Source organism: Ruegeria sp. R14_0, from assembly GCF_017743975.1.
Taxonomy (GTDB): domain Bacteria; phylum Pseudomonadota; class Alphaproteobacteria; order Rhodobacterales; family Rhodobacteraceae; genus Ruegeria.
The window spans coordinates 644,752-670,004 of sequence record NZ_JAGHRC010000001.1; the positions used below are offsets into that span (position 1 = coordinate 644,752).

A 25,253-nucleotide genomic window follows, 5' to 3' on the forward strand; every position below is an offset into this window, starting at 1 on the left:
TGAGGACACTGTTTTGTTAGATGTTATTGAAGCCAAGACGCCGGACCACTTTGATGAGGTTCGGCGTTTGTGTTGGGAATACCGCGATTTTCTGATGACGCTGGACGAAAAGTCCGTGCGCGTCGCAAAAACCTATTATCCCGAAGATGTTTACACCAAGCTGATGGATCAGATCGAAGTCGAGCATGCCACGCCCAGCGGTGGCGTGAGGCTGGCACTCAAAAACGGACAAGCCGTTGGGTGCGGTATGTTCCGGACAATTGAGCCGGGCGTCGCCGAAATCAAACGGGTCTTTGTGAGTGATGCAGCCCGCGGGACGGGGGCGGGATTCGCGATAATGACGTCCCTTATTGATCAATGCCGCAAGCAGGACTTTGATGTCATTCGCATGGACACCGGAAAACCACTGGAAGCGGCGATCCGTTTGTACCTTTCGATGGGGTTCAATCCACGCGACGCATATTTCGAAGTGCCGGAGATCGCGAAAGACACATTAGTGTTTTTTGAGATGCCCCTGCGCAAGGGCATGGTGAAAAAACCGCAGAACTCCTAAAAATTTTTGCGCTGTTTCACTTTGTTTTTCCTAGGGAAATCAATTTAGCCTGCAAATTGGCGGCATAATTTCTGTTTTGTGTGAACTTTTTCCTATTTGTATCACTTTGAGATGCATAGGTTGGCTGCATTACAGAAAGGAGAACGCCATGACTGGTTCGAAATTCCTTCTCGTAGCTTCAGTGATCAGCGCTGTTTTTCTGGCGGCCTGCGCAGGGCCGGGCACGTATCCGATCACCGGGGCGCAGGTGTCAGCCAACGACCCGGTTCTGGAAATGCAATCGCCAACGTACATGTATCGCGGCGAAGCTCGCTAGGGCTTCCACGGGGGGAAGGGCGGCAACGCCCTTGAATACCGATCTGTTTCAGAGCTTACGGCTCATCAGCACATAGCGATCGCGCGGTTTGAACCCGGTGCGCAGGTACAGTTTCTGTGCGGTTTCGTTGGTGCGATCAACTTCGAGGTGAAGGGCTGTCAAGCCAGCCTCGGCCAGCGCTTTGGGCAGATCCAAAAGAACTTCGGTGGCAATGCCACGGCCGCGGACGGCGGGGCGGATGTAAATCTCGTCCACGAACGCGTCCATGCCGCCGAACTCGACCGACCAACCGAAGGTCAGGATGACATAGCCCAAGGGCGCGCGCCCTGGGCCGATCAGGTAGACGCACCCATGGGGGATCCCTTCAAGCAAAGGGGCCAACGCGTTGCGGGTCTGATCCATGTTCTGCGCGATCTGCGTTTCGGTGTGAAACGCGGTGACCAGACCCATCAAACGGTCCAGATCCTCGGGGCGGGCCAGGCGGAGTGCGGCGCTCATAGCCGAGCCAGCCGTTCGGTGAGCAGGTCGAAGAACCCCTGAGCGTCAACATCGCCCATGAACATGGCATTTGGTGCGCGGTCGGTGACCCGCCACCAGTCGGCTACAGTCATGCCCAAGGTCAATTCTGACTGTGTTTCGATCTCAACATTGATGTGGCGGCCCGAGAACAACTCAGGGCGGATCAGATAGGCGGTGACGCAGGGGTCGTGCAGCGGCGCGCCTTCCGAGCCGTATTTCTCTTTGTCGAAGCGTTCGAAGAAATCGGTCATCTCTGCCACGGCATGTCCAACTTTGCTGTCCAGTGCCCGGAATGCATCATTGCGGTGTGGTGTGACCAGCGCGTCATGGGTCACGTCCAATGGCATCACGACAATATGAGCGCCGGATTTGAACACGATATCAGCGGCTTCGGGGTCGACATAGATGTTAAACTCAGCAGCCGGAGTGATGTTCCCAACCTCAAAATATGCTCCGCCCATCAGAACGATTTCCTGAACCCGGTCGACAATATCGGGGGCTTTTTGGAACGCTGTCGCAATGTTGGTCAGCGGCCCCAGCGGGCACAGCGTCACCGTGCCGGGGTCGTGTGCGCGCAGGGTTTCAATGATGAAGTCAACCGCGTGCCCCTCGGCCAGCGGCATTTCGGGATCGGGTAGCACGGGGCCGTCCAGCCCCGTTTTGCCGTGAACATGCTCGGCCGTGACCAGAGGCCGATTCAACGGGCGGTCGCATCCGGCATAGACTGGAATCTGCGTGTGACCAGCCAGTTCGCAAACGATCCGGGCATTCTTGGCTGTAAGCTCCAGCGGTACATTACCGGCGACGGCAGTAACGCCAAGAACATCAACCTCTTCCGGGCTGGCCAGGGCCAGCAGGATGGCGACGGCGTCGTCCTGACCGGGATCGGTGTCGATGATGATTTTGCGCGGTGCCATGCTTTGCCTCCGGGGTCTTGAAGCGCGGACACTCGCAAGTGTCACCGCACTTGTCCAGCGGTTTCAGACCCCGTTCGCGGCATCCACAGGCGGGAGTTTGCCGTTGGCGCGATGCTCCTCGGTTTTCACCTCGTCCCACAGCGCGTCCATCTCGGCCAAATCACTTTGTGACGGTGTTTTGCCCCGGGCGGCCAGACGTGCTTCGACCTGTTCGAACCGACGAGTGAACTTGGCGTTGGTGCGGCGCAGGGCGGCCTCGGGTTCGATCCCCAGATGGCGGCCCAGATTAACCATTACGAACAGCAGATCGCCAAATTCATCCTCCAGCGCATCGGCATCCATGCTGTCACGCGCCTCTTCCAGTTCGGCTGCCTCTTCGGTGATTTTGGCCAGCACATGGCTGGCATCCGGCCAGTCGAATCCCACGCGGGCGGCGCGTTTTTGCAATTTATGCGCACGCAATAGCGCAGGCAGGTTCGCCGCCACACCGTCCAGCGCGCCTTTCTGTTCCTTGCCTGCGCGCTCAGCCGCTTTGATGGTTTCCCAATCCACGGTCTGCTGGTCTGCCGATTTGTCACGGGATTCATCGCCAAACACGTGTGGGTGACGGGCAACCATCTTGTCCGACATGGTGCGGACCACATCCTGAAAGGTGAAATGCCCAGCCTCTTCAGCCATTTGCGCGTGGAAGACCGACTGGAACAGCAGATCGCCCAACTCACCTTTCAACTCATCGTAAGCATTGCGTTCGATGGCGTCGGCGACCTCATAGGCCTCTTCGATTGTGTAAGGCGCGATGGTGGCAAAATCCTGTTCTATGTCCCACGGGCACCCCGTTTCAGGGTCGCGCAGGCGACGCATGATTTCCAACAGGCGCTCGATACCTGCGTCGCTGTCATGGATCAGAGGATTTTCGGCCATTGCGAACCCTTTCGTTCCGGTGTCAGATGCATCCATTCCGCAGTCCCGATCAGGAGTCCACCCCAGATGCCCGTCGTCAACCGAATTGCCGATTACTCTGCCGATATGGCCGCATGGCGCCAGCACCTGCATACGATCCCCGAGTTGGAGTTCGAATGCCACGAAACGGCAGCCTTCGTAGCAGACCGCCTGCACGAGTTCGGAGTGGATGAGCTACACGAAGGCATCGCCAAAACCGGAATCGTCGCCATCATCAATGGTCAGGGCGAGGGGCCGACCATTGGTTTGCGCGCGGACATGGATGCTCTGCCGATCCCGGAAGAGACGGGGGTCGAATACGCCTCGACCAACCCGGGCAAGATGCATGCCTGCGGTCATGACGGACATACGACGATGTTGCTGGGTGCCGCGCGTTACCTGGCCGAGACGCGGAACTTTCGCGGCCGCGTCGCTTTGATCTTTCAACCGGCCGAAGAAGAAGGCGGCGGCGCAGGCATCATGGTGGATGAGGGGATCATGGACCGGTTCGACATCTCTCAAGTCTATGCGTTGCACAATGCGCCGGGCCTGCCCGAGGGGTCGTTTCACACCACACCGGGCCCGATCATGGCGGCCGTGGACACGTTCGAGGTTCATATCCAAGGTGTCGGCGGTCACGGAGCCATGCCGCATGAGACCCGCGATCCGGTGATGGCGGCCTGTGGCATCGCACAGGCAATCCAGACCATCGTCAGCCGCAACAACTATGCGCTGGATGATCTGGTTGTTTCGGTCACTCAAATCCACACCGGTACCGTGAACAACGTGATCCCGGACACGGCATACATCAACGGCACGGTGCGCACATTCGACCCGACCGTCCAAAAGATGGTGATGGAACGGATGGAGCAGATCGTGCAGGGGCAGGCGCAATCCTATGGCGTCGAGGCGCGGCTGGATTACGAGGTTAACTACCCCGCCACCATCAATGACGCGACCAAGACAGACTTCGCAGCTGGGGTCGCCCGCGATATTGCCGGAGACACTCAGGTCATTGCCAATATCGACGCGATGATGGGGGCCGAGGACTTTTCGTTCATGCTGCAATCCCGTCCCGGTGCCTATCTGTTCGTCGGGCAGGGTGACAGCGCCGGGCTGCACCACCCAAAATACAACTTCAACGACGAGATCGCGCCGGTTGGGGCTTCGTTCTTTGCACGCATCGTCGAAAAGGCGCAGCCGCTGGGCTGATAAGGGGAAGACATGGCACTGGAAGACGCAAAGAATCAGGTGGATGAGGCGTTCACCAACCCGGACCTCAAGGGGCTGTCCTACGAGAATACCTTTGGCGGGGCGACATCGTTCCTGCGACGGCTCTATACCAAGGACCTGAAAGGCGTCGATATCGCCGTGACCGGTGTGCCGTTTGACCAGGCCGTGACGAACCGTCCCGGCACCCGCTTGGGACCGCGCGCCATTCGCGAAGCCAGTGCCTTGCAATCCCCCGATGCGCCCTATGGCTGGCCTTTCGATGCGCTTAGCGAGCTGGCCATCGTGGATTATGGCGACATGGCCTATGATTACGCCAATATCCCGGCTTTCCCCGATACGCTGACCGACCATATTCGCACCATTCTGGCTGCTGATGTGTCCTCGGTTACGCTGGGCGGCGATCACTACATCAGCTTCCCGATCCTCAAGGCTTATGCCGATAAATACGGGCCGATGTCTTTGCTGCAATTTGATGCCCATACCGATACCTGGGCCGATGACGACATGTCCCGCGTAGACCACGGGACGATGTTCTACAAGGCGGTGAAGTCTGGGATTGTGGACCCGAAACGGTCCGTTCAGGTGGGTATCCGCACAACAAATGAGGACACTCTGGGCGTCAACATCATCGACGCACGCGAGGTCTACGAAGCCGGCCCCGCCGCCGTGGCGCAAAAGATCAAGAGCATCCTCGGTGACAGTCCGGTTTACCTGAGCTTTGACATCGACGGTCTGGACCCAGCCTTTGCTCCAGGCACCGGCACGCCAGTTTGGGGTGGTCTGACCTCAATCCAGACCCAGATCATCCTCCGCGATATTGCCGGCATCAATATCAAGGGCGGGGACGTGGTCGAGGTCTCTCCGCCCTATGACACCTCGGGCGCTACGGCCATCGCGGGTGCGCATGTTGCGACGCAGATCATCTGCCTGTTGGGGTGGAACAAGCTGGTGCAGGATTAACCTTTGGTTAGCCATCTTTCCGGTATCTGGTTAACCAAAAGCCGGACGGGAGACATACGGGCATGACTGACTTTAACCAACCGATCAGCGGCAATGATTTGGCGCGGTTTTCCGGGCCGAACACGTTCATGCGGTTGCCGCAGGCGGACTCGCTGGCTGGTCTGGATGTGGCGGTGCTGGGTATTCCGATGGATATCGGCACCTCGTGGCGGTCGGGAACGCGGTTCGGGCCCAAGCAAATCCGCAGCGAAAGCGCGATGATCCGGCCCTATAACATGGCCAATTCCGCAGCCCCGTTTGACAGCCTGCAGATCGCGGATATCGGGGATCTGGCGATCAATACGTTCTCACTGGCCGACAGTCTGAAGATCATCAAGGAGAGTTATGACGCGATCCTGGATCAGGCCGTGATTCCGGTGGCGATGGGGGGCGATCATTCGATCACTCTGCCGATCCTGCGTGCCGTTGCAGCGAAACACGGGCCGGTCGCGCTGGTTCATGTGGATGCGCATGCGGACGTGAATGACGAGATGTTTGGCGAGCGTGAAACCCACGGCACCGTCTTTCGACGCGCTTACGAAGAGGGGCTGATCGTCCCGGAAAAGACGTTTCAGATCGGTATTCGCGGTTCGGGCTACGCCGCCAGCGATTTCTCTGAGGCGCGGGATTGGGGTTTTCGTCAGTTCCCCGCGTGGGAGCTGTGGCAGCAGAACCTAACTGAGATCGGCTCGCAGATCCGCAAGACGATCGGTGATCACCCGGTCTATATCACCTACGACATCGACAGCCTCGACCCGGCCTATGCCCCTGGCACCGGCACGCCCGAGATCGGAGGGCTGACCACGCCGCAAGCCTTGCAACTGATCCATGCGCTGGCGGGTGTGAACGTGGTCGGATGCGATCTGGTCGAGGTATCTCCACCCTATGACCCAACGGGGAACACAGCGCTGACGGCAGCCAATCTGTTGTTCGAGCTTTTGTGCATTCTGCCCGGTGTGACGTCACGGTAGGCAGGTTCACGGCTTGCTCCACCGGTCGGTCGGGATATTCTTTCCCAAAGGGACTGGATTGGGATGAAGATGATAGCGCTTTGGCTTGGTATTGGTGCGGTTTTTCTGCTGTGGGCGTATATCCGTCTCGCCCCCTCGGATCCTGCGAAATGGCATGTGGCTCCCAATGGTGAGCAAAACCGCGATCTCGAAGGAGGGGCCGTTCGCGCGGTCGAGACCGGGCCGGACGGCCTGGCAAAACTGGACGCAATTGCACGCGACACGCCGCGCACGTCAGTTCTGGCCGGTTCGATCGACGAGGGGATGATCACCTATATCACCCGAACCAAAGTGATCGGCTTTCCCGACTACACGACCGTGCAGCAGGACGGCGACACCCTGCGCATCTACGCGCGCCTTCGCTTTGGGCGCTCAGATTTTGGGGTAAACCGGGCCCGTGTTGAGGGGTGGCTTGCTCTGCTGCAGCCCTGAGGACAAGCAGCCTTCCTGCACCTCGCGCCACATGGGAACGTTCAGCGACATCTGGCACTGCGCCATGAACATGCGGCCGTCGACCTGCAGACAGATCATCTCGCCCAGTTCAACTCGTGAGCCCGATTTGTCGGTGCAATAGCAGTCCTGAACCTTGCCTCCGGGGCCGACCACATCGGCCAGTGCGGGCGTTACGAACAGTGTTAAAGCAAGTATCAACCGTTTCATGTGCAGTAACCTAGCACACGGACGGGCCTTGACCAAAGGCCCGGATTGATAGACACCGCCGGGATGATCCCCGAAGAACGTCTTGAACAGATAACCCAGCGATTCCAGTACCTCGAAGCCGCCATGGCCGATGGCGCCTCGGGCGGGGACATCGCTGTGCTGGCAAAAGAGTATTCCGACCTCAAGCCGGTGGTCGATCAGATCATGGCATGGCGTCAGCTGGTGGCCGATCTCGCCGAGGCCGAGGCGATGCTGGCTGATCCTGACATGAAGGAACTGGCCGAAGAGGAAATTCCTGCGCTGCAGGCGCGCATCCCCGAGGCTGAACATGCCTTGCAGTTGGCGTTGCTGCCCAAGGACGCAGCAGATGCGCGCCCGGCCATGCTGGAAATCCGCCCCGGAACCGGCGGGGATGAGGCCGCGCTGTTCGCAGGCGATCTGCTGCGCATGTACCAGCGCTATGCCGAGACGCGCGGATGGCAGTTTGAGATCATCGAGGAGCAGGCATCCGATCTGGGCGGGATCAAAGAGGTCGTCGCCCATATCAAGGGCGAGAACGTCTTTGCCCGGATGAAGTACGAATCCGGCGTGCACCGGGTGCAGCGCGTGCCCGAAACCGAAAGCGGCGGGCGGATTCATACCTCGGCCGCGACGGTCGCGGTGCTGCCCGAGGCCGAAGATGTGGACATCCAGATCGACGCGAATGACATCCGTATCGACACCATGCGCAGTTCGGGTGCAGGCGGGCAGCACGTGAACACCACCGACTCGGCCGTGCGGATCACGCATATTCCGACGGGTCTGGTGGTCACGAGTTCCGAGAAATCCCAACACCGCAACCGCGAGATCGCGATGCAGGTGCTCAAGACACGGCTATACGATATGGAACGTCAGCGGATCGACAGCGAACGATCCGCCGACCGGGCCAGTCAGGTGGGGTCGGGGGATCGGTCAGAACGGATCAGAACCTATAACTTCCCGCAAGGCCGCATGACCGATCACCGCATCAACCTGACGCTCTACAAGCTGGATCAGGTAATGCAGGGTGATCTGGATGAGGTGATCGACGCACTGACCGCGGACGATCAGGCTCGGTTGCTGGCCGAGATGGCGCAATGATCGCGGCTTTGACGGCAGCGCAGGCGATGGTCGCCGCCACAGCGCGTCTGCGGGCGGCGGGTGTTGACGATCCGGCGCGGGACGCGCGGGTTTTGCTGGCCCATGCGGCACGGATTGAGGCCAGCCGCGTGACCCTGATCGCCCCCGAGGAATTGTCGCCCGAGATCGCCGAGCGCTATGATCAACTGATCGCTCTGCGCGCTGTTCGTGTGCCTGTGTCACATTTGTTGGGCGAACGCGAATTCTATGGCCGCCGGTTCCGGGTGAGTCGCGACGTATTGGACCCGCGCCCTGAAACCGAAACGCTGATCGAAGCCGCGCTGAGCGAGCCGTTTGATCATGTTCTGGATCTGGGGCTCGGGTCTGGCTGTATCCTGATCACACTGCTTGCCGAACGGACCAGTGCGGTAGGCGTGGGCGTCGATCTGAGCGAGGCCGCTTGTTTGCAGGCCAGCGCCAATGCAGTGCAGCATCATGTGCAGAACCGCGTCGAGATTCTGCAATCCAACTGGTTCGAAAGCGTTGAGGGGCAGTTCGACCTTATCGTCTCGAATCCGCCCTATATTTCTCTGGCCGAAATGGATGCACTTTCGCCCGAAGTACGTGAGCACGAGCCGCGCATGGCGTTGACGGACGAGGGCGACGGTCTGGGCGCATATCGGCACATTGCGGCTGGCGCGCCGGACTTTTTGCTGCCCGGAGGGCGCTTGCTGGTGGAAATCGGCCCATCGCAGGGACGCAGTGTCGCAGCTTTGTTCGAGTCGGCCGGTTTGACGGCCGCTCGGATCATTCCTGATCTGGATGGTCGTGATCGCGTGGTTTTTGCCAGAATGCCCCAATAAGCTGGCAACCTGACGCCGAAAAGCGCCGAATGATGTAAAAAAGCTGCGAAATTTTGGACAACCCCCTTGTCTGCACGCGCAGGACGTGTTTACTCAGGATCAGTCGGAGAGGTTGACGCTGTTTCAGCGGGCCCCTGACGCCAAGCCCAAAAAAGTCGACATCGCGTGACGGCTAAAGCCTTTGAGCAGTGCAGGACGCGAACAGATCGGCATCGAATGACAAGGCTGACGTAAAGTAAGATGAGATCTTCCAAATCCCGCTCGCGGGCCAAGAACAACCGCAATCGCCCTTCTGGGGGTAACGTCGTTAACCGGGTTTTTGACAGCTCGGGTCCAGAAGGCAAGGTGCGCGGTACGCCCCAGCAGATCATCGACAAATACAACCAGCTGGCGCGCGACGCCCAGCTGTCCAACGACCGTGTGGCCGCCGAAAACTTTCAGCAGCACGCAGAACACTACCTGCGCCTGCTGAGCGAGGCGCAGCGTGAGATGGAAGCGCGTCGCGAAGAACAGGAGCGTCAGAACCGCGAGCGGCAGGCCGAGCGCGACCGCGAACGCGCCGAGCGTCAGGAACGCGAAGCCGCCGCGCGTCAGGCCGATCCTGCCGAAGCGCCGCAGCCCGACGTGATGGATTTCTCGCCCGAGGCTTCTGCGCCGGAATCCGGGTTGGTCGAAACCCCGGAAAGCCCGGTGGAGTCGCCGCCGGCAGACGCACCAGCGAAAAAGGAAAAAGCGCCGCGCCGCCCACGCACCCGCAAGCCCAAAGCGGCGGCTGAAGGCACTCCGTCAGGCGACGGCGATGCGCCAGAAGCAGCCGAGTAATCTCGGCACCAGAATTTAGCGAAGAGCCCCGGATCCTGGTCCGGGGCTTTTTTCGTTGTAGCTCAGCTTTTTTGAACTTCGCGGGCTAGGGCGCAGAACGCCTCGAGCGGGATTTGCTCGGCGCGTTCGGTCGGTTTGATGCCCGCAGCTTGCAAACGGTCCTCGATATCGGGGGCCAGGCCCTTCAACGACGCACGCAACATCTTGCGGCGTTGATTGAACGCGGCGGCGACGACACGCGACAGCGTGGCAGCATCAGCCGGATAGCGTGGTTCCGGCAGGGCGGTGAGGTGCACCACCGCACTGGAAACTTTGGGTGGCGGGGTGAACGCTCCGGGTGGCAAGGACATGGCAATGCGCGCCTCGGCCCGCCACTGGGCGAGAATGGCCAACCGGCCGTAAGCCTTGCTGCCCGGTTGCGCGACGATCCGCTCGGCAACCTCGCGCTGGAACATCAGGGTCAGGCTTTGCCAAAACGGCGGCCAATTGGGCGGGGTCAGCCAGCGGACCAGCAGTTCGGTGCCCACATTGTAAGGCAGATTGGCGGCAATGCGGATCGGCGGCGTCAGATGTGCCAGCGGGTCGATTTCCAGTGCGTCCCCGTTGATCACGTCGAGCCGGCCGGGATAGGCCGCCGCGATGTCGTTCAGAGCCGCGATACAGCGGGTATCTTTTTCAACGGCCACGACCTTGCGCGCACCCTCGGAGAGCAGGCCACGGGTCAGGCCGCCCGGGCCAGGGCCGATCTCGAGCACGTCGCACTCGGTCAGATCGCCTGCTTGCCTTGCGATCTTGGCGGTCAGGTTGAGGTCCAGCAGAAAGTTCTGCCCCAGCGACTTGCGCGCTGAAAGCTGGTGGGTCGCGATGACCTCACGCAGGGGGGGAAGGGTGTCGATTGCGCTCATGATCCGATTACCGTGGCGCGTGTGGATGGGTGAGCGCCAGAGATTTTTTGCCTCCGGCGGGGATATTTTCAGCCAGGTGAAGGGTCAAGAGGCCTGCGCCATCCGCTGGGCGAGTTTCAGCGCCTCGATCAGGCTGGTGGGGGTGGCGATTCCGTTGCCGGCAATGTCCAGAGCCGTGCCATGGTCCGGCGAGGTGCGTATGAATGGCAGGCCCAGGGTCACATTCACACCCCGGTCGAAATCCAACGTTTTGATAGGTATCAACGCCTGATCGTGGTACATCGCGACCGCCGCATCGTACTGCGCGCGCGCGGCGGCGTGGAACAATGTGTCTGCCGGATGGGGGCCGGTCACCAGATACGAATCGTTGGGCAATTCCGCAATCAGTGGCGCGATCCAGTCGAGTTCTTCCTGCCCCATCTTCCCACCTTCGCCAGCATGCGGGTTCAGCCCGGCAACCGCGATGCGTGGATGTGGAATGCCAAACTGATTTCGCAGACCTTCGACCGTGATAGCGATGGTTTCACGCAGCAGCTCGGGGGTGAGCTCGGAGGGAACGCGCGACAGCGGGATGTGAATCGTGGTGGGGACCACACGCAACTGATCGCTCGCCAGCATCATGACGACGCGTTTTTGCCCGGCCAGTGCAGCCAGAAACTCGGTATGGCCGGGATAGGCGAACCCGGCCCCATCGATCAGCGCCTTTTTGTGGATGGGCGCCGTGCAAAGTGCCGATGCCGCGCCGGATTGGACTAGATTGACACCGGTCTCGATGGCATCAATCACGCTGGGTGCGTTGGCCGGTTCGGGCTGCCCTGGCGTGTTCGGGGCAGGAAAATCCAATTGCAATACGGGCAGGGCGGTCGCGCAGATTTCGGTGGCCGCTGCCGGGTTGTCGATCCGTTGAACGGGGGTATCCGCAGGTAGGTGTGCAGCATCCCCGATGTAGAAAAACGGGCAGGAGACGCGCAATTCCGCCCAGGCTTTGGCGGCGATCTCGGGCCCGATACCCGCCGGATCGCCGCAGCTGAGCGCGATGGGCGCGCTCATTGCTCGATGATCGTGGCGTCGGCGCGCATCTGTTCGATCAGGCTGTCAGCAAAGGCTTGCAGGCGCTGCTGAGTCAGGGCGTTGGCCACATCCACGCGTGAGGTGTCCTCGCCGCGATCCAGCGTGCGGGTGCACAGCATCAGGAACTTCAACGTCTGGCCATTGTTGCCGGTCAGCGTTGTCGAGACTTCGTTCAGGTCCAGCTTGGACAGCTCAATCGCGACATCACGCGGGATCTCGGATGGGCTGGCGTCGACCCGCTGCAGAACCCCAGCCGGTTGATCCTTGGCGATACCATACAGGTCATCACACGTGTCGATCTCTTCGCGCAGTTTGGCGGCGCGAGCCAGGGTTTCGGCGCTGCGGCCACCCGCCATGTTGTAGACGGCGTAATCGATCTTGGAATAGCGTGGGGCGCTGGCTGTGGTCTCTCGCAATCCGCGCAGTTGGAACAATGCGATAGCATTGGGCAGTGAAAGCGGCTGCGTGATATCGCCGTTTTTCAGTTCCAGAATCACCGGCTGCAGTGCAGGGGGCAGATCGGTCAGGTTCAGCCATTCCAATCGTCCGCCGTCATTGCGCGTGCCGGCAGCGGAGTATTGGGTCGCAGCCGCAGAGAAGGCGTCAAACCCTTCCAAAAGCGCGATTTCCTCGGCCAGCAATTCGGCCTGCGCAACGGTCTGCTGTGTCACCGGGATGATGATCTCGGACAAAAGGACCTGAAGCCCGCCACTGCCTGCCTGACCCATGGCGCGGTTGATCTCATCCTCGCTGGGACGGGCCTGCGACAGAAAGCGCGCGCTGACAAAGTCGCGCCACGACAACTGATCGGCAACGAAGTCCCGCACGGTTTCAGGTGAAACCCCAGCATCAGCCAGCAAATTCAGAAATTCGTCCGTCGACAGTCGACCACGGGCGGCAAACTCGTCAATACCCACTTGGATATCTTCAGGAGCGGCCTCGATTCCAGCCTCGCGCATGGCTTGCTTGCGCAGCCGTTCGTCAATCAATGCTTCGCGAACTTCGGCCTCGGTCGCGCCGGGTGCGCCCAGTGCTGACAGGAATTGCTGACGCTGCTCAAGCTCGTACCAGGTGACAATGTCCTGATTGACCTTGATCGCAGGCGAAAACAGGCTTTGCGCCTGCACCTGCGCGCCGGAGAGGGTCACCAGAACGGCAGCCAGCGCCGGTGCGACCGGTTTTAGCCAACCGGAACGAATGAATCGGGAGAAACCTGAAATCAACTGCATCTTCTCTTGTACTGTTGGCCGCCACCCTCGACGGAGTAACCTGTCAGGGCAACGGTAAACCCGAATTCTGTCGAAGGCTCAATACTTGATGACGAGGTAAATCGTCTACTGACAGTCATGTTAACCCGCACACATTCGTTCTGGTAGGTAATCCCCAGCCCATAGCGGATCGGTTCGGATTCGCTAAAGTCATATCGTGCCAGCGCCGTTGTCAGCCAGTTCTGATCCACACGGTAACGCCCGTCCACCCAGATCTCGGAGATCTCGTCATCCACGTTTTCCGCCGGGTCCGGCTCTTGCCAGACATAGCTGCCGACAACATCAGCGTTTTCCCCAACCCAAGCGGCGCGCACCTCGGCCTTGGCAAAGCTAAAGTCGCCGTTCAACAGACCGCGGCCCGCCAGGGACCAGCCATTCGCTGTCTGTAGCTGACCCGCCAGCAAGATGTCAGATGCGGTGCCCTGAAGGCCCGAGGTCAGGTTAAAGTTCGGGTCCGCGGTCGAACGAAAGACTTGACCGACAGTGGCCAGTGCCCGCCATCCATTGGGGGCCTGGCGCGACCAGTTCAGCCCGAAAACAGCTGTCGTGCCATCTTCACGCCGATCGGGTGCCGGAAAGCGGGACAGGGACAGCAGGTTACCCTGATCGAATTCCTGAAAGGTGCTTTCGTCATTGGGCACGTCCTGATCCGTCACATGCGTCCAGCCAATCTGCGCGATGGGTTCAAGAACCTGTATCGCGCCGGAGGTCTCGCGTCGGCTCATGGGATACCGCAGCGTCAGCGCCGCGCGCGGCGTGGCCCGTGTCACGCGATCAGGAAACTGGCTGTCGTCACGGATATTGAAGGTGTCCACCGACGTCCCAAGCTGCGCGTCAGCACGCAAACCCGAGGCAAATGTCCAGCTGCGCAGCCATTGCGCATCAAATGTTCCGCGCGCCACGTCGCGGCCCACGATGTCCTCATCGCTGGTGCGCTTGTGGGTGTGGGTCACAAAGCCCAGACGCACTTCACCGCCGACCGAGGTCGGGAAGTAGCGTTTTTGGAAGTAGAGGTCGAAGATACGCGACGGAATCTCTTCTTCATTTTCGCTGTCGCGCAAAGATTTATAGTGGATAAAACTGGTGCGGAAGGCGGTATCGCGTTTGATACGTTCTAGCGCCACCTCGCTGCGCAGGCGGTCAAAGTCGGGCAGGCCGTAATCGGCCAGATAGGCGTTGTCAGACGTTGTCTTTAGATCAAACAGTAAGCGGAAGTCGTTGTTCAGGTTAAAGAAACCATTGGCGAACAAATAGCCGCGATCCTCGCCTTGTTGCAGGTCATCGCGGGTGAATGCGCCGGTGAACTCGATCCGCCCGCGTCTGAATGCCTGTCGATAACGATACCCCAGCGTGCGGGTTTTGGACGATAGATAGGGTGTCAGGGTCAGGTCTTTGTGGTCGCCCATTTTGATGAAATACGGCACCTGCAGCCCCGTACCCAGCTGCGATGTCGTGCGCAGCGACGGGACGAGGAAGCCGGTGGCCCGTTCCAGTGTCGGGTCAGGCAGGCGCAGGTAGGGCAGGTAGAAGACCGGCACATCCAGAAGGCGAAACTGCGCCCCTTCGAAATACAGCTGACGTTCCAGCTGATCATGCGTCACCTTGCGCGCCCTTATCTGCCAGATTGGCGGTTTGCCATTGGCGCAGACGTGGCACGATGTGGCCGAGACTTTGCTGAACTGCGTATAGCGCCCACTGGCCCGCGTGGCCTGGACCGAAGCGATCTGGACCTGTTGATCAAACACCATGCGCGCGCCGATCAGAAGGCCGTTCATGATGCCGTCATCCAACTCGGCCGAATCTGCCAGCAAGGTCGTGGCACCACCCTGATCAATGCGAACCGGCCCCTCCAGCGACAGATTGCCGGTCTCTCGGTCGTATGTGATGCGTGACGCGGTGACTTTAGTGTCACCCTGGAACGCCTCGACATTGCCTTCGGCGACCAGATTGCGCTCGGGCGTGATAAAGATGCGGTCGGCGACCAGAAGGGCCGGTTGATCCTCTTGCGCGGTACTTTGGGGCGCGTTTGTGGCGGGTTGCGACTGGGCCAAAGTGCCTGCAGGCATTGCCAGTGCGACGGCACCGGATAGCAGCAAGCCGGTTAAAATCCGCATCAGCCGTCCTCCGCGTGCAGCAAAAGGCCGAGGGAGAGAAGAATGGCTGCAAAGGGCGGGGCCCAGGCCGCGACAAAGATAGGCAATTGACCGTTTTCCCCCAGAATTTGGGCAAAGTTGCGAATGAAGTAGATGCCAAAGCCCAGCAATACGGCGGTCAGAACGGCGATCCCGGTGCCGCCGAAACGCACATGGCGCATGGTGAATGCGGCACCGATCAGAACCATCGACATCAAGAACAGCGGGCGGGCCAGCTGGACCTGCAGCCAGACCTCGTATTGCTTGGTCGAAAACCCCGCTTCGCGCAGATCGCGGATGAGTTCCGGCAGATCATAGATGGATACAGAATCCTGCTCGCCCAGCGTGTCCAGGATCCGCTGACGCGTCAGCGATGTCGGGATTTCAAGCCGCGCGTGTTCCTTTGAGTGGGTTTCGGGATTCACGCCGTCTTCCAATGACCAGATCTTGGCGTTGCTCAGCACCCATGTACCGCCCTCAAGATCGGCCTGATCTGCCGTGATCTGTTGGATCGGTGTTCCGTCCGGGGAAAAGGTTATGATCGTGACTTCGTTCAGCGTGAATGTGTCCCCGTTCGACGTTTCGCGCGCGTGGATCACTGATTGCCCATTGGCCGAGCCCTGACGCAACCACAGCCCTTCGGCACTGATCGACAGGGTTGAACCGCCGTCGTTCTTGTAGCTTTCGGCCAGTCGCTTGTACTCCTCGGACGTGGCCGCAGCGATTGGGTTCAACAGGCCAACCGCCATCGCGCCGATGATCAATGCAATGACCACGGGCGCCAAAAGGGCGCGGATGCCCGACCGTCCCGTGGCACGGGTCACCACCAGCTCGGAACTGCGGGCCAGCCCGATGAACAACGCGATTGTGGACAGAATAATCAGCAGCGGCAGCATCTCGCTGATCGCGGCGGGTGTGTTCAGCAAGGTCAGTTGCAGCAATTGGCCGAACGAGAGGTTTACTTCGTCAAAGCGGCGGACCTGCTCGATCAGGTCGATCAGAATCATCAGAGTCAGAAAAATAACGCCGATAACCAGAAAGCTTTGAACGAAACGGCGGGCGAAATAACGGTCGAGGATCACGCGGGACCCTCCGCAACGCAAATTTTCAACCGGTTCAGTGCCGGGTACAGACCAGAATCACCGCAGCGCACCCATGTGCGTGACGGCCTATGCCTGCCCTGTCTTGCCAAGATCTTCTCCCCCGAGCCTGTCGGATTTTTTCCGGGACTGTAATGCAAATGCGGGCCGGGGAAAACTGCTATCTGGTCAAGGCGCGCGGCGCGGGCTAGGTCTTGGGGAACTGATTTTGAGGAGTTTGCAATGAGCAGTCTTGTACCGATCCGTTTTCAGGCTTTCGACGTGGATGAAATGGCACAGGCCGAGGGGCGCGTTGTCGTCATCGTAACACCCGAGGCCAAAATGGGTCCGGCTGTGCGGCGCGCCAACCGATTGACCCGCGGCGCGATTGCCCGTCTGGTTGAAAGCGACCGGTTCGAAAAGGTCAAAGCGGGGGATGTGGTCTCGCTGGCCTGGCCCAGCGGCATGGCGGCCGAGGCGCTGGACATTCTGATCCTGGACCGTCGCCCCGATCCAGCCGAAGCGCGCAAGGCAGGGGCCAAACTGGCCAAGTTGGCGGACGGCCGGCCTGTGCTGGTCATGGCCGGAAATCAGGTCCGTACCGAAGATCTGGCGATGGGGCTTGCGCTGCGCAGCTATGACTTTGACGCGCACAAGTCCAAAGAGGCGGATCAGCCCGGTGCCTTCACCATCAGCCACCAAAAGGCCGATGAGGTCGAGGCCAGCTTTGCACCGCTCTACGCGGTGGCCGACGGTGTGCGCATGACGCGCGACCTGACCAACGAACCGGCCAACGTGCTGACCACCACCGAATTCGCCGACCGGCTGGATGAGATGAAAGAGCTGGGGCTTGAGGTCGAAGTTCTGGAGGAAGACAAGCTGGCCGAGCTGGGCATGCGCACACTGCTGAGCGTCGGGCAAGGCTCGGTCAGCCCCTCGAAGGTTGTGGTGATGCAGTGGAATGGTGGCGACAAGGATGACGCGCCGTTGGCTCTTGTCGGCAAGGGCGTAGTGTTCGACACCGGTGGTATCTCGCTCAAACCAGCGGGCGGCATGGAAGACATGACCATGGACATGGGCGGTGCGGGCGTTGTCGCGGGTACTATGCGGGCGCTGGCCAAGCGTAAAGCCAAGGCCAATGTAGTGGGGCTGGTGGGTCTGGTCGAGAATATGCCGTCTGGCAACGCCACCCGTCCGGGTGATGTGGTCAAATCCATGAAAGGCGACACGGTCGAGATCATCAATACCGATGCCGAGGGCCGCTTGGTTCTGTGCGACGTGATGTGGTACGCGCAGGAACAGTTCCAACCTGTGGGTATGATTGATCTGGCCACTCTGACCGGTGCAATCATCATCGGGCTGGGCCATGAGAATGCCGGTGTCTTTTCGAACAACGACACGTTCTGCAACGCCTTCCTGAAAGCCGCGGGTGCCGAGGATGAAGGCGCGTGGCGGATGCCTTTGGGTGACGCCTATGACAAACAGCTGAAATCGCGGATTGCCGACATGAAGAACGTGGGGGGCCGTCCGGCAGGCTCGATCACGGCTGCGCAGTTCCTGCAGCGCTTCGTGAAAGAGGATACGCCGTGGATTCACCTGGACATCGCAGGTGTGGCCTCGGTCTCGTCCGAGACGTCCTATGCGCCCAAAGGCGCGACCGGCTGGGGTGTACGCGCGCTCAGCCGTTTTGTGCAGGACAATTTCGAGTAAGCACATGGGGGCCGTCTATTTCTACCACCTGACCCGCCAGCCACTGGAATACACCTTGCCGGTGCTGCTGGACAAGGCGCGGCAGGCCGGGTGGAAGATTGCCGTGCGGGGCACTGATCCCGCACGGATGGATTGGTTGGATGAAAAACTGTGGCTGGGACCCGAGGAGGGCTTTCTGCCACATGGTCGGACCGGTGGCCCGCATGATGCAGCACAACCTATTCTGCTGACGACCGAGGCGCAGGCTGCCAATGACCCGACCTGCGTCATGGCGGTGGACGGCGCGTCGGTCGAGCCTGACGAGGTCAACAAACTCGACCGCGTTTGCATTCTGTTTGACGGCAATGATGGGGAAGCCGTCCAGCACGCGCGTGAACAATGGAAAGCGCTGACCGGCGCGGGGTGTTCGGCACAATACTGGTCCGAGGAGACGGGCCGTTGGGAAAAGAAAGCCGAGGCCTGAGCGTCAGGCCTTACAAGTGATTTCAGGAGAGTGACAGATGGACATGAAGCCTTTGGGCCGCACCGGTATCGAGGTCAGCGACCTGTGTCTGGGTACAATGACATTCGGCACCCAGACATCCGAAGCGGACGCGCACCGGCAGTTGGACATGGCACTGGCCGCCGGGATCAATTTTGTGGATGCGGCCGAGATGTATCCGGTCAACCCGATGTCGAAAGAGACGGTCGGGCGGACCGAAGAGATTCTTGGAAACTGGAGCGCCGCCAACAAGGCGCGACGGGATGAGTACATTCTGGCCACCAAGCACTCCGGCGCGGGGTTCATGCACGCGCGCGACGGAGCCGCGATTTCGGCAGAGACAATCCCCGTGGCGATCGAAGGCTCGCTGGGTAGGTTGCAGACGGAGTGCATTGATCTTTACCAGTTTCACTGGCCCAACCGCGGCAGTTATATGTTCCGGCAGAACTGGGACTATGCGCCGTCCGGGCACAATACCAACGAAGTGTTGGAGAACATGCAGGAATGCCTTGAGGCACTGCAGCAGCAGGTCGACAAGGGCAACATCCGTGCTTTTGGTCTGTCGAACGAAAGCGCCTGGGGCACCGCGCAATGGCTGCGCCTGGCCGAGCAGATGGGCACCCCGCGCGTGGCATCTGTTCAGAACGAGTATTCCTTGCTGTGCCGTCACTTCGACACGGATATGGCCGAACTGAGCGTGCATGAGGATGTGGGCCTGATGGCGTTCTCTCCGCTTGGGGCCGGGTTCCTGACGGGCAAGTATCAAGGCGGGGCGGTGCCCAAGGGATCGCGCATGGATCTGGTACCCACCATGGGCGGACGCAAGTATGAGCGCGTGTTTGGTGCCGTCGATGCCTATCTGGCGGTCGCGGAACGACATGGACTGGACCCGGTTCATATGGCGCTGGCCTGGTGCCGGACGCGGCCCTTCATGATGTCGGCCATTTTCGGGTCTACGACCGTGGCCCAGTTGGAACACATCCTTGCCGGGAAAGACCTGCGGTTGTCAGATGAGGTTCTGGCCGAGATTGGTCAGGCGCATCGCGCGCATCCCATGCCATTCTAGGGGGCGCCGCCCCCGCCGCGCTGCGCGCGGCTCCCCTGGGATATTTTTGGCCAGATGAAGCAGATCCCGTTAGTGATGGGTGGGCAGCGTGCGGTCCTGACGCAGGTCGCGGGCAGAAAGGCCATGCGCCGTACGAAACGCGCGGGCAAAGCTGGATTGTGAGGCAAAGCCAGTGGCCAGCGCCACGTCCATTAGGGGCATGTCTGTATCGGTAACCAGGCGGCGGGCCTCGGCCAGACGCAGTTGCAGGTAGTGATCCTGTGGAGTGGTGTTCAGGCGCAGGCGGAATTGCTGCTGAAGGGTGCGGGGGCTGGTCCCAAGCGTTTCGGCGATGTCGGCCAGCGGCAAGGGGTCTTCCAGGGAAGACTCCATCAGGGAGTTTGCTTTGGCCGTCAGGGCAGTGTGCCGATGTGGAGCGCCTGTGCGGCTCTGCGGCTTGGTTGGGCTGGGCGCGCCGTCGTACAGAAACAGGCCCGAGACCCGGGCGGCAAAACCGGCACCATGTCGCGCGGCGATGATATGGAGCATCATCTCGACCGCGGGGATCGCACCGCCCGATGTCAGGCGGTTTTCAGATACCGTAAACCGGTCGGGGCGTACGTCGACCTCTGGAAAGCGGTTGGCGAAATTGTCCAGGTCTTCCCAGTGCGTGGTTGCTGCGTGGCCGTTCAGCAGACCGGCCTCGGCGAGCAGCCAAGGGCCGCCATCGATCCCGGCCATGGTGGCGCCGGTGGCCGCGATACGGCGCAGACCGGCCAGTAGGCTGGGGGTTGCGTGGCGGGCCAGTTGAAACCCGGCGACGACGATCATCAGGTCGCAGCTTTGCAAGCGGGCCAGAGGAATGCCGGGAACCATCAGCGCACTGGTCAGCATCGCAGGTTCGGCCGTCGCGGTCACGTAATCCCAGTCAAATGCCGGTCGATCCGCCAGCCGGTTTGCGGCGCGCATTGGATCCACGGCGGATGCGAAGCTGAGCGTGTTGCATTCGTCCAGAACCAGCACCGCTGTTTTCAGGGCGCGATGTTCAGGCTGCAATATGTTTTTTGCGGATTTCATCAAGTTCGATTCGCATTCTGGCAAGTGTTTTCACAAGGCTGCGTCAGAGTCGGGGGTGAACGCAAATCGGAATCCGGGGAGAAGCCTGAGGATAAGTCAGGGCGAAACCCGGTATAACTTGGGGAAAACACCATGCCTCTGGAAATGAACCGCGACGTCTTCATCACCTGCGCTGTGACAGGCTCGGGTGGAACGCAGGATCGCAGCCCGCATGTGCCACGCTCGCCGAAGCAGATTGCCGAAAGCGCGATCGCGGCGTCCAAGGCTGGCGCGGCGATTGTCCACTGCCATGTGCGCGACCCCGAAACCGGTACGCCCAGCCGTCGTCTGGACCTGTATCGCGAGGTGACCGACCGCATTCGCGAGGCCGAGGTGGATGTGGTTTTGAACCTGACCGCCGGGATGGGCGGCGACATCGTGTTTGGTGGCGTGGAAAGCCCGTTTCCCGTGAACGAGGCTGGCACGGACATGATCGGCGCGTCCGAGCGGGTCGCTCATATCGCGGAATGCTTGCCCGAAATCTGCACGCTGGATTGCGGCACCATGAACTTTGCCGAGGCCGATTACGTCATGACCAATACCCCGGGCGCGCTGCGGGCGATGGGGAAGATGATGACGGATATGGGGGTGAAGCCCGAGATTGAGGCATTCGACACCGGTCATCTGTGGTTTGCTAAACAACTGGTGAAAGAGGGGATTCTGGAGCCAAACGCCCTGGTTCAGCTATGCATGGGCGTTCCGTGGGGCGCACCCGATGATCTGAACACCTTCATGGCAATGGTGAACAACGTGCCTGATGAGTGGACCTTTAGTGCGTTCTCGCTAGGCCGGAACCAGATGGCCTATGCGTCGGCGGCTGTGCTGGCGGGTGGCAATGTGCGCGTCGGGTTGGAGGACAATCTGTGGCTGGACAAAGGCGTGTTGGCTGAAAACTGGCAGCTGGTTGAGCGGGCGAACACCATTGTCTCGAACATGGGTGCGCGGGTGATCGGCGCGCAGGAGGTGCGAGAGAAGCTGGGGCTGACCAAGCGGGCGCCGGTCGCGCGGTGAATCACCTGGGATATGGGGGCCAGCCCCCAAACCCCCGGAGTATTTTTGAAAAGATGAAAAGACGTACTTGGACAGGCGGGATGGCATGAAAACAGCAGCTATCATAGGTGGCGGCGTAATCGGTGGCGGATGGGCTGCTCGGTTTCTTCTGAACGGCTGGGATGTCCGGGTGTTCGACCCTGATCCCGAGGCCGAGCGCAAGATTGGCGAGGTTCTGGAGAATGCGCGTCGGTCTTTGCCGGGGCTCAGCGATGTGCCTTTGCCGCCTGAGGGCGCTTTGACGTTCCACGACGAGCTGGCGGACGCCGTTCAGGGGGCGACCTGGATTCAGGAAAGCGTACCAGAGCGTTTGGACCTGAAGCTGAAGGTTTACAAAGGGTTGCAGGAGGCCTGTGACCCGCATGCGATCATCGGATCGTCCACCAGCGGGTTCAAGCCATCCGAGTTGCAGGAGGGCGCTCTGCGACCGGAGCAGATCGTGGTGACGCACCCGTTTAACCCGGTTTACCTGCTGCCGTTGATCGAGCTGGTTCCGACCGACAAGAACCCGCCCGAGATGATCAAGCGGGCGCAGGACTTGTTGAAATCTGTGGGTTTCTTCCCGCTGCACATCAAAAAAGAGATCGACGCGCATATTGCCGATCGGTTCCTTGAGGCTGTGTGGCGCGAGGCGCTGTGGCTGGTCAAGGACGGCATTGCTACGACCGAAGAGGTCGATGAGGCCATTCGTATGGGGTTTGGCATCCGTTGGGCTCAGATGGGCTTGTTCGAGACCTATCGTGTGGCGGGCGGTGAGGCCGGGATGCGGCATTTCATGGCGCAATTCGGCCCGGCGTTGAAATGGCCCTGGACCAAGCTGATGGACGTGCCGGAATTCACGGATGAGCTGGTTGATATGATCGCGGATCAGTCGGATGCGCAGTCGGGCATGCACTCGATCCGTGAACTTGAACGGATTCGCGACAACAACCTTGTCGGGATGATGCGGGCGTTGAAAGCGCAGAACTATGGGGCCGGCGCGGTGCTGAACCAGCATGATGCTGCGCTGAAGCCGGGTGCCTTGCCAACGATGGAGCGAGCCGATCTGAGCCAGCCGATCCTGACCCTGTCACGTGCCGTTCCGCTAGACTGGACCGACTATAACGGCCACATGAACGAGGCACGCTATCTGGAAGCCTTTGCCGCAGCCACCGACCGGTTCATGGAGATCATGGGCTGCGATGCGGACTATATCTCATCAGGTGGAAGCTACTTCACCGCTGAGAATCACATTCGGTATATCGACGAAGTGCATGCGGGTGCGAAGATCGAAGTGCGGACTCAGCTGTTGCTGGGGCAGGGTAAGAAACTGCACGTGTTCCACTCGATGTATCAGGGGGACAAGCTGCTGGCCACGGGCGAGAGCTTCTTGTTGCATGTCAGTCTGGAAACACGTCGTCCCAGTGCCCCATCAGCCGAGATCGAAGCGGCTATGGCTCGCATCGCCGAAGCGCAGGCTGGCTTGCCGTATCCCGAGGGTGCCGGGGCCGCGATCCGCAAACCGGCATGAGCGGGCGCGTTCTGATCACGGCCGGCGCTTCGGGCGTTGGCCGTGCCATGGCCGAAGCGTTTGATGACGCGGGCGCGCAAGTTTGGGTGGCGGATGTCGATCCCAAGGCTCTGTCGAACTGCCCTGACCATTGGCGGCGATCTGAGGTAAATGTCGTGGATGAATCGGCGGTTTCAGTCTTGTTTGGTGAGATCGAAGCGGAATGGGGCGGGTTGGATACGCTTTGCGCCAATGCCGGGATCGCGGGACCGACCGCGCTGGTCGAAGACGTCGCGCTGGAGGAGTGGCGCTTGTGTCTGGCGGTAAACCTTGAGGGGGCGTTCCTGTGTGCTAAATACGCCTCTCCGCTGATGAAGCGCCAGGGCAGCGGGGCGCTGGTCATCACGTCGTCAACCGCCGGGCAATATGGCTATCCCAACCGCGCGCCGTATGCGGCCGCGAAATGGGGGATGATCGGTCTGGCCAAAACCCTGGCGATGGAACTGGGCCCACATGGCGTGCGATGCAACGCGATCTGTCCGGGCGCGGTTGAGGGCCCCCGCATGGAGGGCGTGCTGCACCGCGAGGCGCAAGCCAAGGGAATGACCCGGGATCAGGTCTATGCAGGTTACGCTTCGGGCACCTCGATGGGGCGTTTTGTCGAAGGGCGGGACATCGCGAATATGGCGGTGTTCCTGGCCTCAGACGCAGCTCGGTTGGTGTCGGGGCAGGTAATTGCCGTCGACGGGCATACGGTCAACCCGGACCCAAAGGTTTAACCCTGATTGGGACCGCGTATCTGGCGGATCGACTGGCGGACCGCCTGCCAATCGCGGGCTTGGTCCATGTTCCCCGCGGCTTCGCATTCGCGCATTTTCTGCGCGGCTTCCGCCTCGGCCTGGTCTCCGTGGGCCGAATATAGGGCCCGGGCGTATTGAGCGGTTTTCAGTGCGTCCATTCCTGTGCTCCTCCGTCTGGGATCGGATTGCCTGAAGGTTCGCGCCCAACGACAGTAACACAGGATGACCCAGCTTGCATCTTTGGCATTATGTTCAAGCGGGAATCGCCGATCGCAGATGTCTGAGATGATCGGGAAAATCCCGGGCGGTCACATCCGCTTCGCGTACTAACGTATCGAAATGACGACTAAATATCTCGATTCGATCGCGGTCGCGAAAGGCCATGTAATGGCTGCCTGCGTAGAACACGCATAGCAGAGGACCAAAGATGGTCACCGGTGCAGAGTAGAGGCGTTTCGCGTCGAACAGATAGATGCGCATCCGGGGATAAAGCTGCTCGCACAGTTCAAGCAGATGATCGATCTGGTTCAGGCGGATGTTGGGGCAAAGACCCTCGTAGTATCCGGTTGCGCGGGCAAAGCTGTCCAATTCGAACAGGGGCATCGCGATTTCATAGTCCGATTGCGCGCTGCGCATCCATGTCAGGCGGTCGGCTGAGGCGCCGATGGCCTGATCTGCCGTGCGGCCCAGATGCGGGGCGTATTCCCACTCCAATACCGCGCGCGTCTTCAGCATGTCGGGCAGGGTGGCCGGGACATATCGGATCTTGTATCCGGCGGCCTCTTGGTGCCACTCGAAAATCCGTTCATCGACCAGTGCACGCGGGGCCTCGGTCATGCTGAGCGAACTGGCCAGCAACTCGGCCGCGCTTTCGGGGCGATCCGACAGGCTAAGCAACCAATCCGCCGATACTCCAAGCGCCGAGGCGCAGCTGCCGACCACATGGGCGTTGGGCAGGCGTGCGCCTTCACCGGTCAACAACTGGGACACGGTCGAGCGGTCCACGCCAATATCCCGGGCAAGTGCGCTTTGGCTCACATGCTGTTCTTCCATGGCGCGGGCAAGGCGCAGTCGGAACTGTGCGGCGCGGTCTCGTTTGTCTATTTTATCCTGCATGTGGTGATAAATATCACAGATGATGAGTTTTGTTAATCATATTCAGAATTTTCAAACTGGGG

General features: G+C 60.4%; 27 protein-coding genes. 15 read left to right on the top strand and 12 right to left on the bottom strand.

Annotated elements, in window-relative coordinates; translation table 11 throughout:
- The first annotated feature begins 13 nt into the window (after positions 1-13).
- Complete coding sequence (locus tag J7416_RS03200) at positions 14-553, top strand: GNAT family N-acetyltransferase (protein ID WP_209222988.1); 540 nt, start codon at positions 14-16, stop codon at positions 551-553.
- A 148-nt stretch (positions 554-701) separates the two neighbouring features.
- Positions 702-869 (top strand): hypothetical protein, encoded by a 168-nt coding sequence (locus J7416_RS03205; protein WP_209222990.1) that lies wholly within the window; start codon positions 702-704, stop codon positions 867-869.
- 48 nt (positions 870-917) lie between these two features.
- Here J7416_RS03205 and J7416_RS03210 read toward each other — a convergent pair whose 3' ends face one another.
- The 3 genes from J7416_RS03210 to mazG form a co-directional block, all read right to left on the bottom strand.
- Positions 918-1,367, bottom strand: a complete 450-nt coding sequence (locus J7416_RS03210; protein ID WP_209222992.1) for a GNAT family N-acetyltransferase — start codon at positions 1,365-1,367, stop codon at positions 918-920.
- Complete coding sequence (locus J7416_RS03215) at positions 1,364-2,305, bottom strand: nucleoside hydrolase (RefSeq protein ID WP_209222994.1); 942 nt, start codon at positions 2,303-2,305, stop codon at positions 1,364-1,366. The genes J7416_RS03210 and J7416_RS03215 overlap by 4 nt, the downstream gene beginning before the upstream one ends.
- Before the next feature lie 63 nt (positions 2,306-2,368).
- The gene (mazG, locus tag J7416_RS03220; protein ID WP_209223815.1) at positions 2,369-3,226 is read right to left on the bottom strand and encodes a nucleoside triphosphate pyrophosphohydrolase; all 858 of its coding nucleotides are present in this window, start codon (positions 3,224-3,226) and stop codon (positions 2,369-2,371) included.
- Positions 3,227-3,292: 66 nt separating this feature from the next.
- Between mazG and J7416_RS03225 the strand changes: the two genes are divergently transcribed.
- The 4 genes from J7416_RS03225 (at position 3,293) to J7416_RS03240 (ending at position 6,918) form a co-directional block, all read left to right on the top strand.
- Positions 3,293-4,456 carry a M20 aminoacylase family protein gene (locus J7416_RS03225; protein WP_209222996.1) on the top strand — a complete coding sequence of 388 codons (1,164 nt, stop codon included), beginning with the start codon at positions 3,293-3,295 and terminating at the stop codon, positions 4,454-4,456.
- A gap of 12 nt (positions 4,457-4,468) precedes the next feature.
- Positions 4,469-5,437, top strand: a complete 969-nt coding sequence (gene speB, locus J7416_RS03230) for an agmatinase (RefSeq protein WP_209222998.1) — start codon at positions 4,469-4,471, stop codon at positions 5,435-5,437.
- Positions 5,438-5,499: 62 nt separating this feature from the next.
- Positions 5,500-6,447, top strand: a complete 948-nt coding sequence (gene speB, locus J7416_RS03235) for an agmatinase (RefSeq protein ID WP_209223000.1) — start codon at positions 5,500-5,502, stop codon at positions 6,445-6,447.
- 63 nt (positions 6,448-6,510) lie between these two features.
- A complete protein-coding gene (locus tag J7416_RS03240) occupies positions 6,511-6,918 on the top strand; it encodes a DUF1499 domain-containing protein (protein ID WP_209223001.1) in 408 nt (135 codons plus the stop codon).
- Here J7416_RS03240 and J7416_RS03245 read toward each other — a convergent pair.
- Positions 6,859-7,146, bottom strand: a complete 288-nt coding sequence (locus tag J7416_RS03245; RefSeq protein WP_209223003.1) for a hypothetical protein — start codon at positions 7,144-7,146, stop codon at positions 6,859-6,861. The two genes, J7416_RS03240 and J7416_RS03245, sit on opposite strands and share 60 nt — an antisense overlap.
- Positions 7,147-7,209: 63 nt before the next feature.
- Between J7416_RS03245 and prfA the strand changes: the two genes are divergently transcribed.
- The 3 genes from prfA to J7416_RS03260 all read left to right on the top strand — a co-directional run bounded on the left by prfA (position 7,210) and on the right by J7416_RS03260 (position 9,929).
- Positions 7,210-8,265, top strand: a complete 1,056-nt coding sequence (gene prfA / locus J7416_RS03250) for a peptide chain release factor 1 (RefSeq protein ID WP_209223816.1) — start codon at positions 7,210-7,212, stop codon at positions 8,263-8,265.
- The gene (prmC, locus tag J7416_RS03255; RefSeq protein WP_209223005.1) at positions 8,262-9,107 is read left to right on the top strand and encodes a peptide chain release factor N(5)-glutamine methyltransferase; all 846 of its coding nucleotides are present in this window, start codon (positions 8,262-8,264) and stop codon (positions 9,105-9,107) included. The genes prfA and prmC overlap by 4 nt, the downstream gene beginning before the upstream one ends.
- Positions 9,108-9,347: 240 nt before the next feature.
- A complete protein-coding gene (locus J7416_RS03260) occupies positions 9,348-9,929 on the top strand; it encodes a DUF4167 domain-containing protein (protein WP_209223007.1) in 582 nt (193 codons plus the stop codon).
- A 62-nt stretch (positions 9,930-9,991) separates the two neighbouring features.
- Here J7416_RS03260 and rsmA read toward each other — a convergent pair whose 3' ends face one another.
- The 5 genes from rsmA to lptG all read right to left on the bottom strand — a co-directional run bounded on the left by rsmA (position 9,992) and on the right by lptG (position 16,387).
- Positions 9,992-10,834 (bottom strand): 16S rRNA (adenine(1518)-N(6)/adenine(1519)-N(6))-dimethyltransferase RsmA, encoded by an 843-nt coding sequence (rsmA, locus tag J7416_RS03265; protein ID WP_209223009.1) that lies wholly within the window; start codon positions 10,832-10,834, stop codon positions 9,992-9,994.
- 84 nt (positions 10,835-10,918) lie between these two features.
- On the bottom strand, positions 10,919-11,884 hold the full coding sequence (gene pdxA / locus J7416_RS03270) for a 4-hydroxythreonine-4-phosphate dehydrogenase PdxA (protein WP_209223011.1): 966 nt from the start codon (positions 11,882-11,884) through the stop codon (positions 10,919-10,921).
- The gene (locus J7416_RS03275) at positions 11,881-13,134 is read right to left on the bottom strand and encodes a peptidylprolyl isomerase (RefSeq protein WP_209223013.1); all 1,254 of its coding nucleotides are present in this window, start codon (positions 13,132-13,134) and stop codon (positions 11,881-11,883) included. Before J7416_RS03275 ends, pdxA begins: the two co-directional genes overlap by 4 nt.
- A complete protein-coding gene (gene lptD, locus J7416_RS03280) occupies positions 13,125-15,287 on the bottom strand; it encodes an LPS assembly protein LptD (RefSeq protein ID WP_209223015.1) in 2,163 nt (720 codons plus the stop codon). The genes J7416_RS03275 and lptD overlap by 10 nt, the downstream gene beginning before the upstream one ends.
- The gene (lptG, locus tag J7416_RS03285; RefSeq protein ID WP_209223017.1) at positions 15,287-16,387 is read right to left on the bottom strand and encodes an LPS export ABC transporter permease LptG; all 1,101 of its coding nucleotides are present in this window, start codon (positions 16,385-16,387) and stop codon (positions 15,287-15,289) included. The genes lptD and lptG overlap by 1 nt, the downstream gene beginning before the upstream one ends.
- Positions 16,388-16,627: 240 nt before the next feature.
- Here lptG and J7416_RS03290 point away from each other — a divergent pair, with 240 nt between their 5' ends.
- Genes J7416_RS03290 through J7416_RS03300 form a run of 3 tightly spaced genes read left to right on the top strand, consistent with a single transcriptional unit; the run spans position 16,628 to position 19,641 of the window.
- On the top strand, positions 16,628-18,094 hold the full coding sequence (locus tag J7416_RS03290) for a leucyl aminopeptidase (protein WP_209223019.1): 1,467 nt from the start codon (positions 16,628-16,630) through the stop codon (positions 18,092-18,094).
- 4 nt (positions 18,095-18,098) lie between these two features.
- Positions 18,099-18,557, top strand: coding sequence for a DNA polymerase III subunit chi (locus J7416_RS03295; RefSeq protein ID WP_209223021.1), 459 nt, complete (start codon positions 18,099-18,101; stop codon positions 18,555-18,557).
- 37 nt (positions 18,558-18,594) lie between these two features.
- The gene (locus J7416_RS03300; RefSeq protein WP_209223023.1) at positions 18,595-19,641 is read left to right on the top strand and encodes an aldo/keto reductase; all 1,047 of its coding nucleotides are present in this window, start codon (positions 18,595-18,597) and stop codon (positions 19,639-19,641) included.
- 69 nt (positions 19,642-19,710) lie between these two features.
- Here the strand turns inward: J7416_RS03300 and J7416_RS03305 are convergent, their stop codons facing one another.
- Positions 19,711-20,697, bottom strand: a complete 987-nt coding sequence (locus J7416_RS03305; RefSeq protein ID WP_209223025.1) for a GlxA family transcriptional regulator — start codon at positions 20,695-20,697, stop codon at positions 19,711-19,713.
- A gap of 132 nt (positions 20,698-20,829) precedes the next feature.
- Here J7416_RS03305 and J7416_RS03310 point away from each other — a divergent pair, with 132 nt between their 5' ends.
- The 3 genes from J7416_RS03310 to J7416_RS03320 all read left to right on the top strand — a co-directional run bounded on the left by J7416_RS03310 (position 20,830) and on the right by J7416_RS03320 (position 24,054).
- Positions 20,830-21,747, top strand: coding sequence for a 3-keto-5-aminohexanoate cleavage protein (locus J7416_RS03310; RefSeq protein ID WP_209223027.1), 918 nt, complete (start codon positions 20,830-20,832; stop codon positions 21,745-21,747).
- A gap of 85 nt (positions 21,748-21,832) precedes the next feature.
- Positions 21,833-23,296 carry a carnitine 3-dehydrogenase gene (locus tag J7416_RS03315; RefSeq protein WP_209223029.1) on the top strand — a complete coding sequence of 488 codons (1,464 nt, stop codon included), beginning with the start codon at positions 21,833-21,835 and terminating at the stop codon, positions 23,294-23,296.
- Complete coding sequence (locus J7416_RS03320) at positions 23,293-24,054, top strand: SDR family oxidoreductase (protein WP_209223031.1); 762 nt, start codon at positions 23,293-23,295, stop codon at positions 24,052-24,054. The genes J7416_RS03315 and J7416_RS03320 overlap by 4 nt, the downstream gene beginning before the upstream one ends.
- On the opposite strand, the gene J7416_RS03325 is transcribed toward J7416_RS03320, so the two are convergent.
- Both J7416_RS03325 and J7416_RS03330 read right to left on the bottom strand, forming a co-directional pair.
- Positions 24,051-24,233 (bottom strand): hypothetical protein, encoded by a 183-nt coding sequence (locus tag J7416_RS03325; RefSeq protein WP_170424350.1) that lies wholly within the window; start codon positions 24,231-24,233, stop codon positions 24,051-24,053. The genes J7416_RS03320 and J7416_RS03325 overlap by 4 nt on opposite strands.
- A 94-nt stretch (positions 24,234-24,327) precedes the next feature.
- Positions 24,328-25,191, bottom strand: coding sequence for a helix-turn-helix transcriptional regulator (locus tag J7416_RS03330; protein WP_209223033.1), 864 nt, complete (start codon positions 25,189-25,191; stop codon positions 24,328-24,330).
- Between the last annotated feature and the right edge of the window lie 62 nt (positions 25,192-25,253).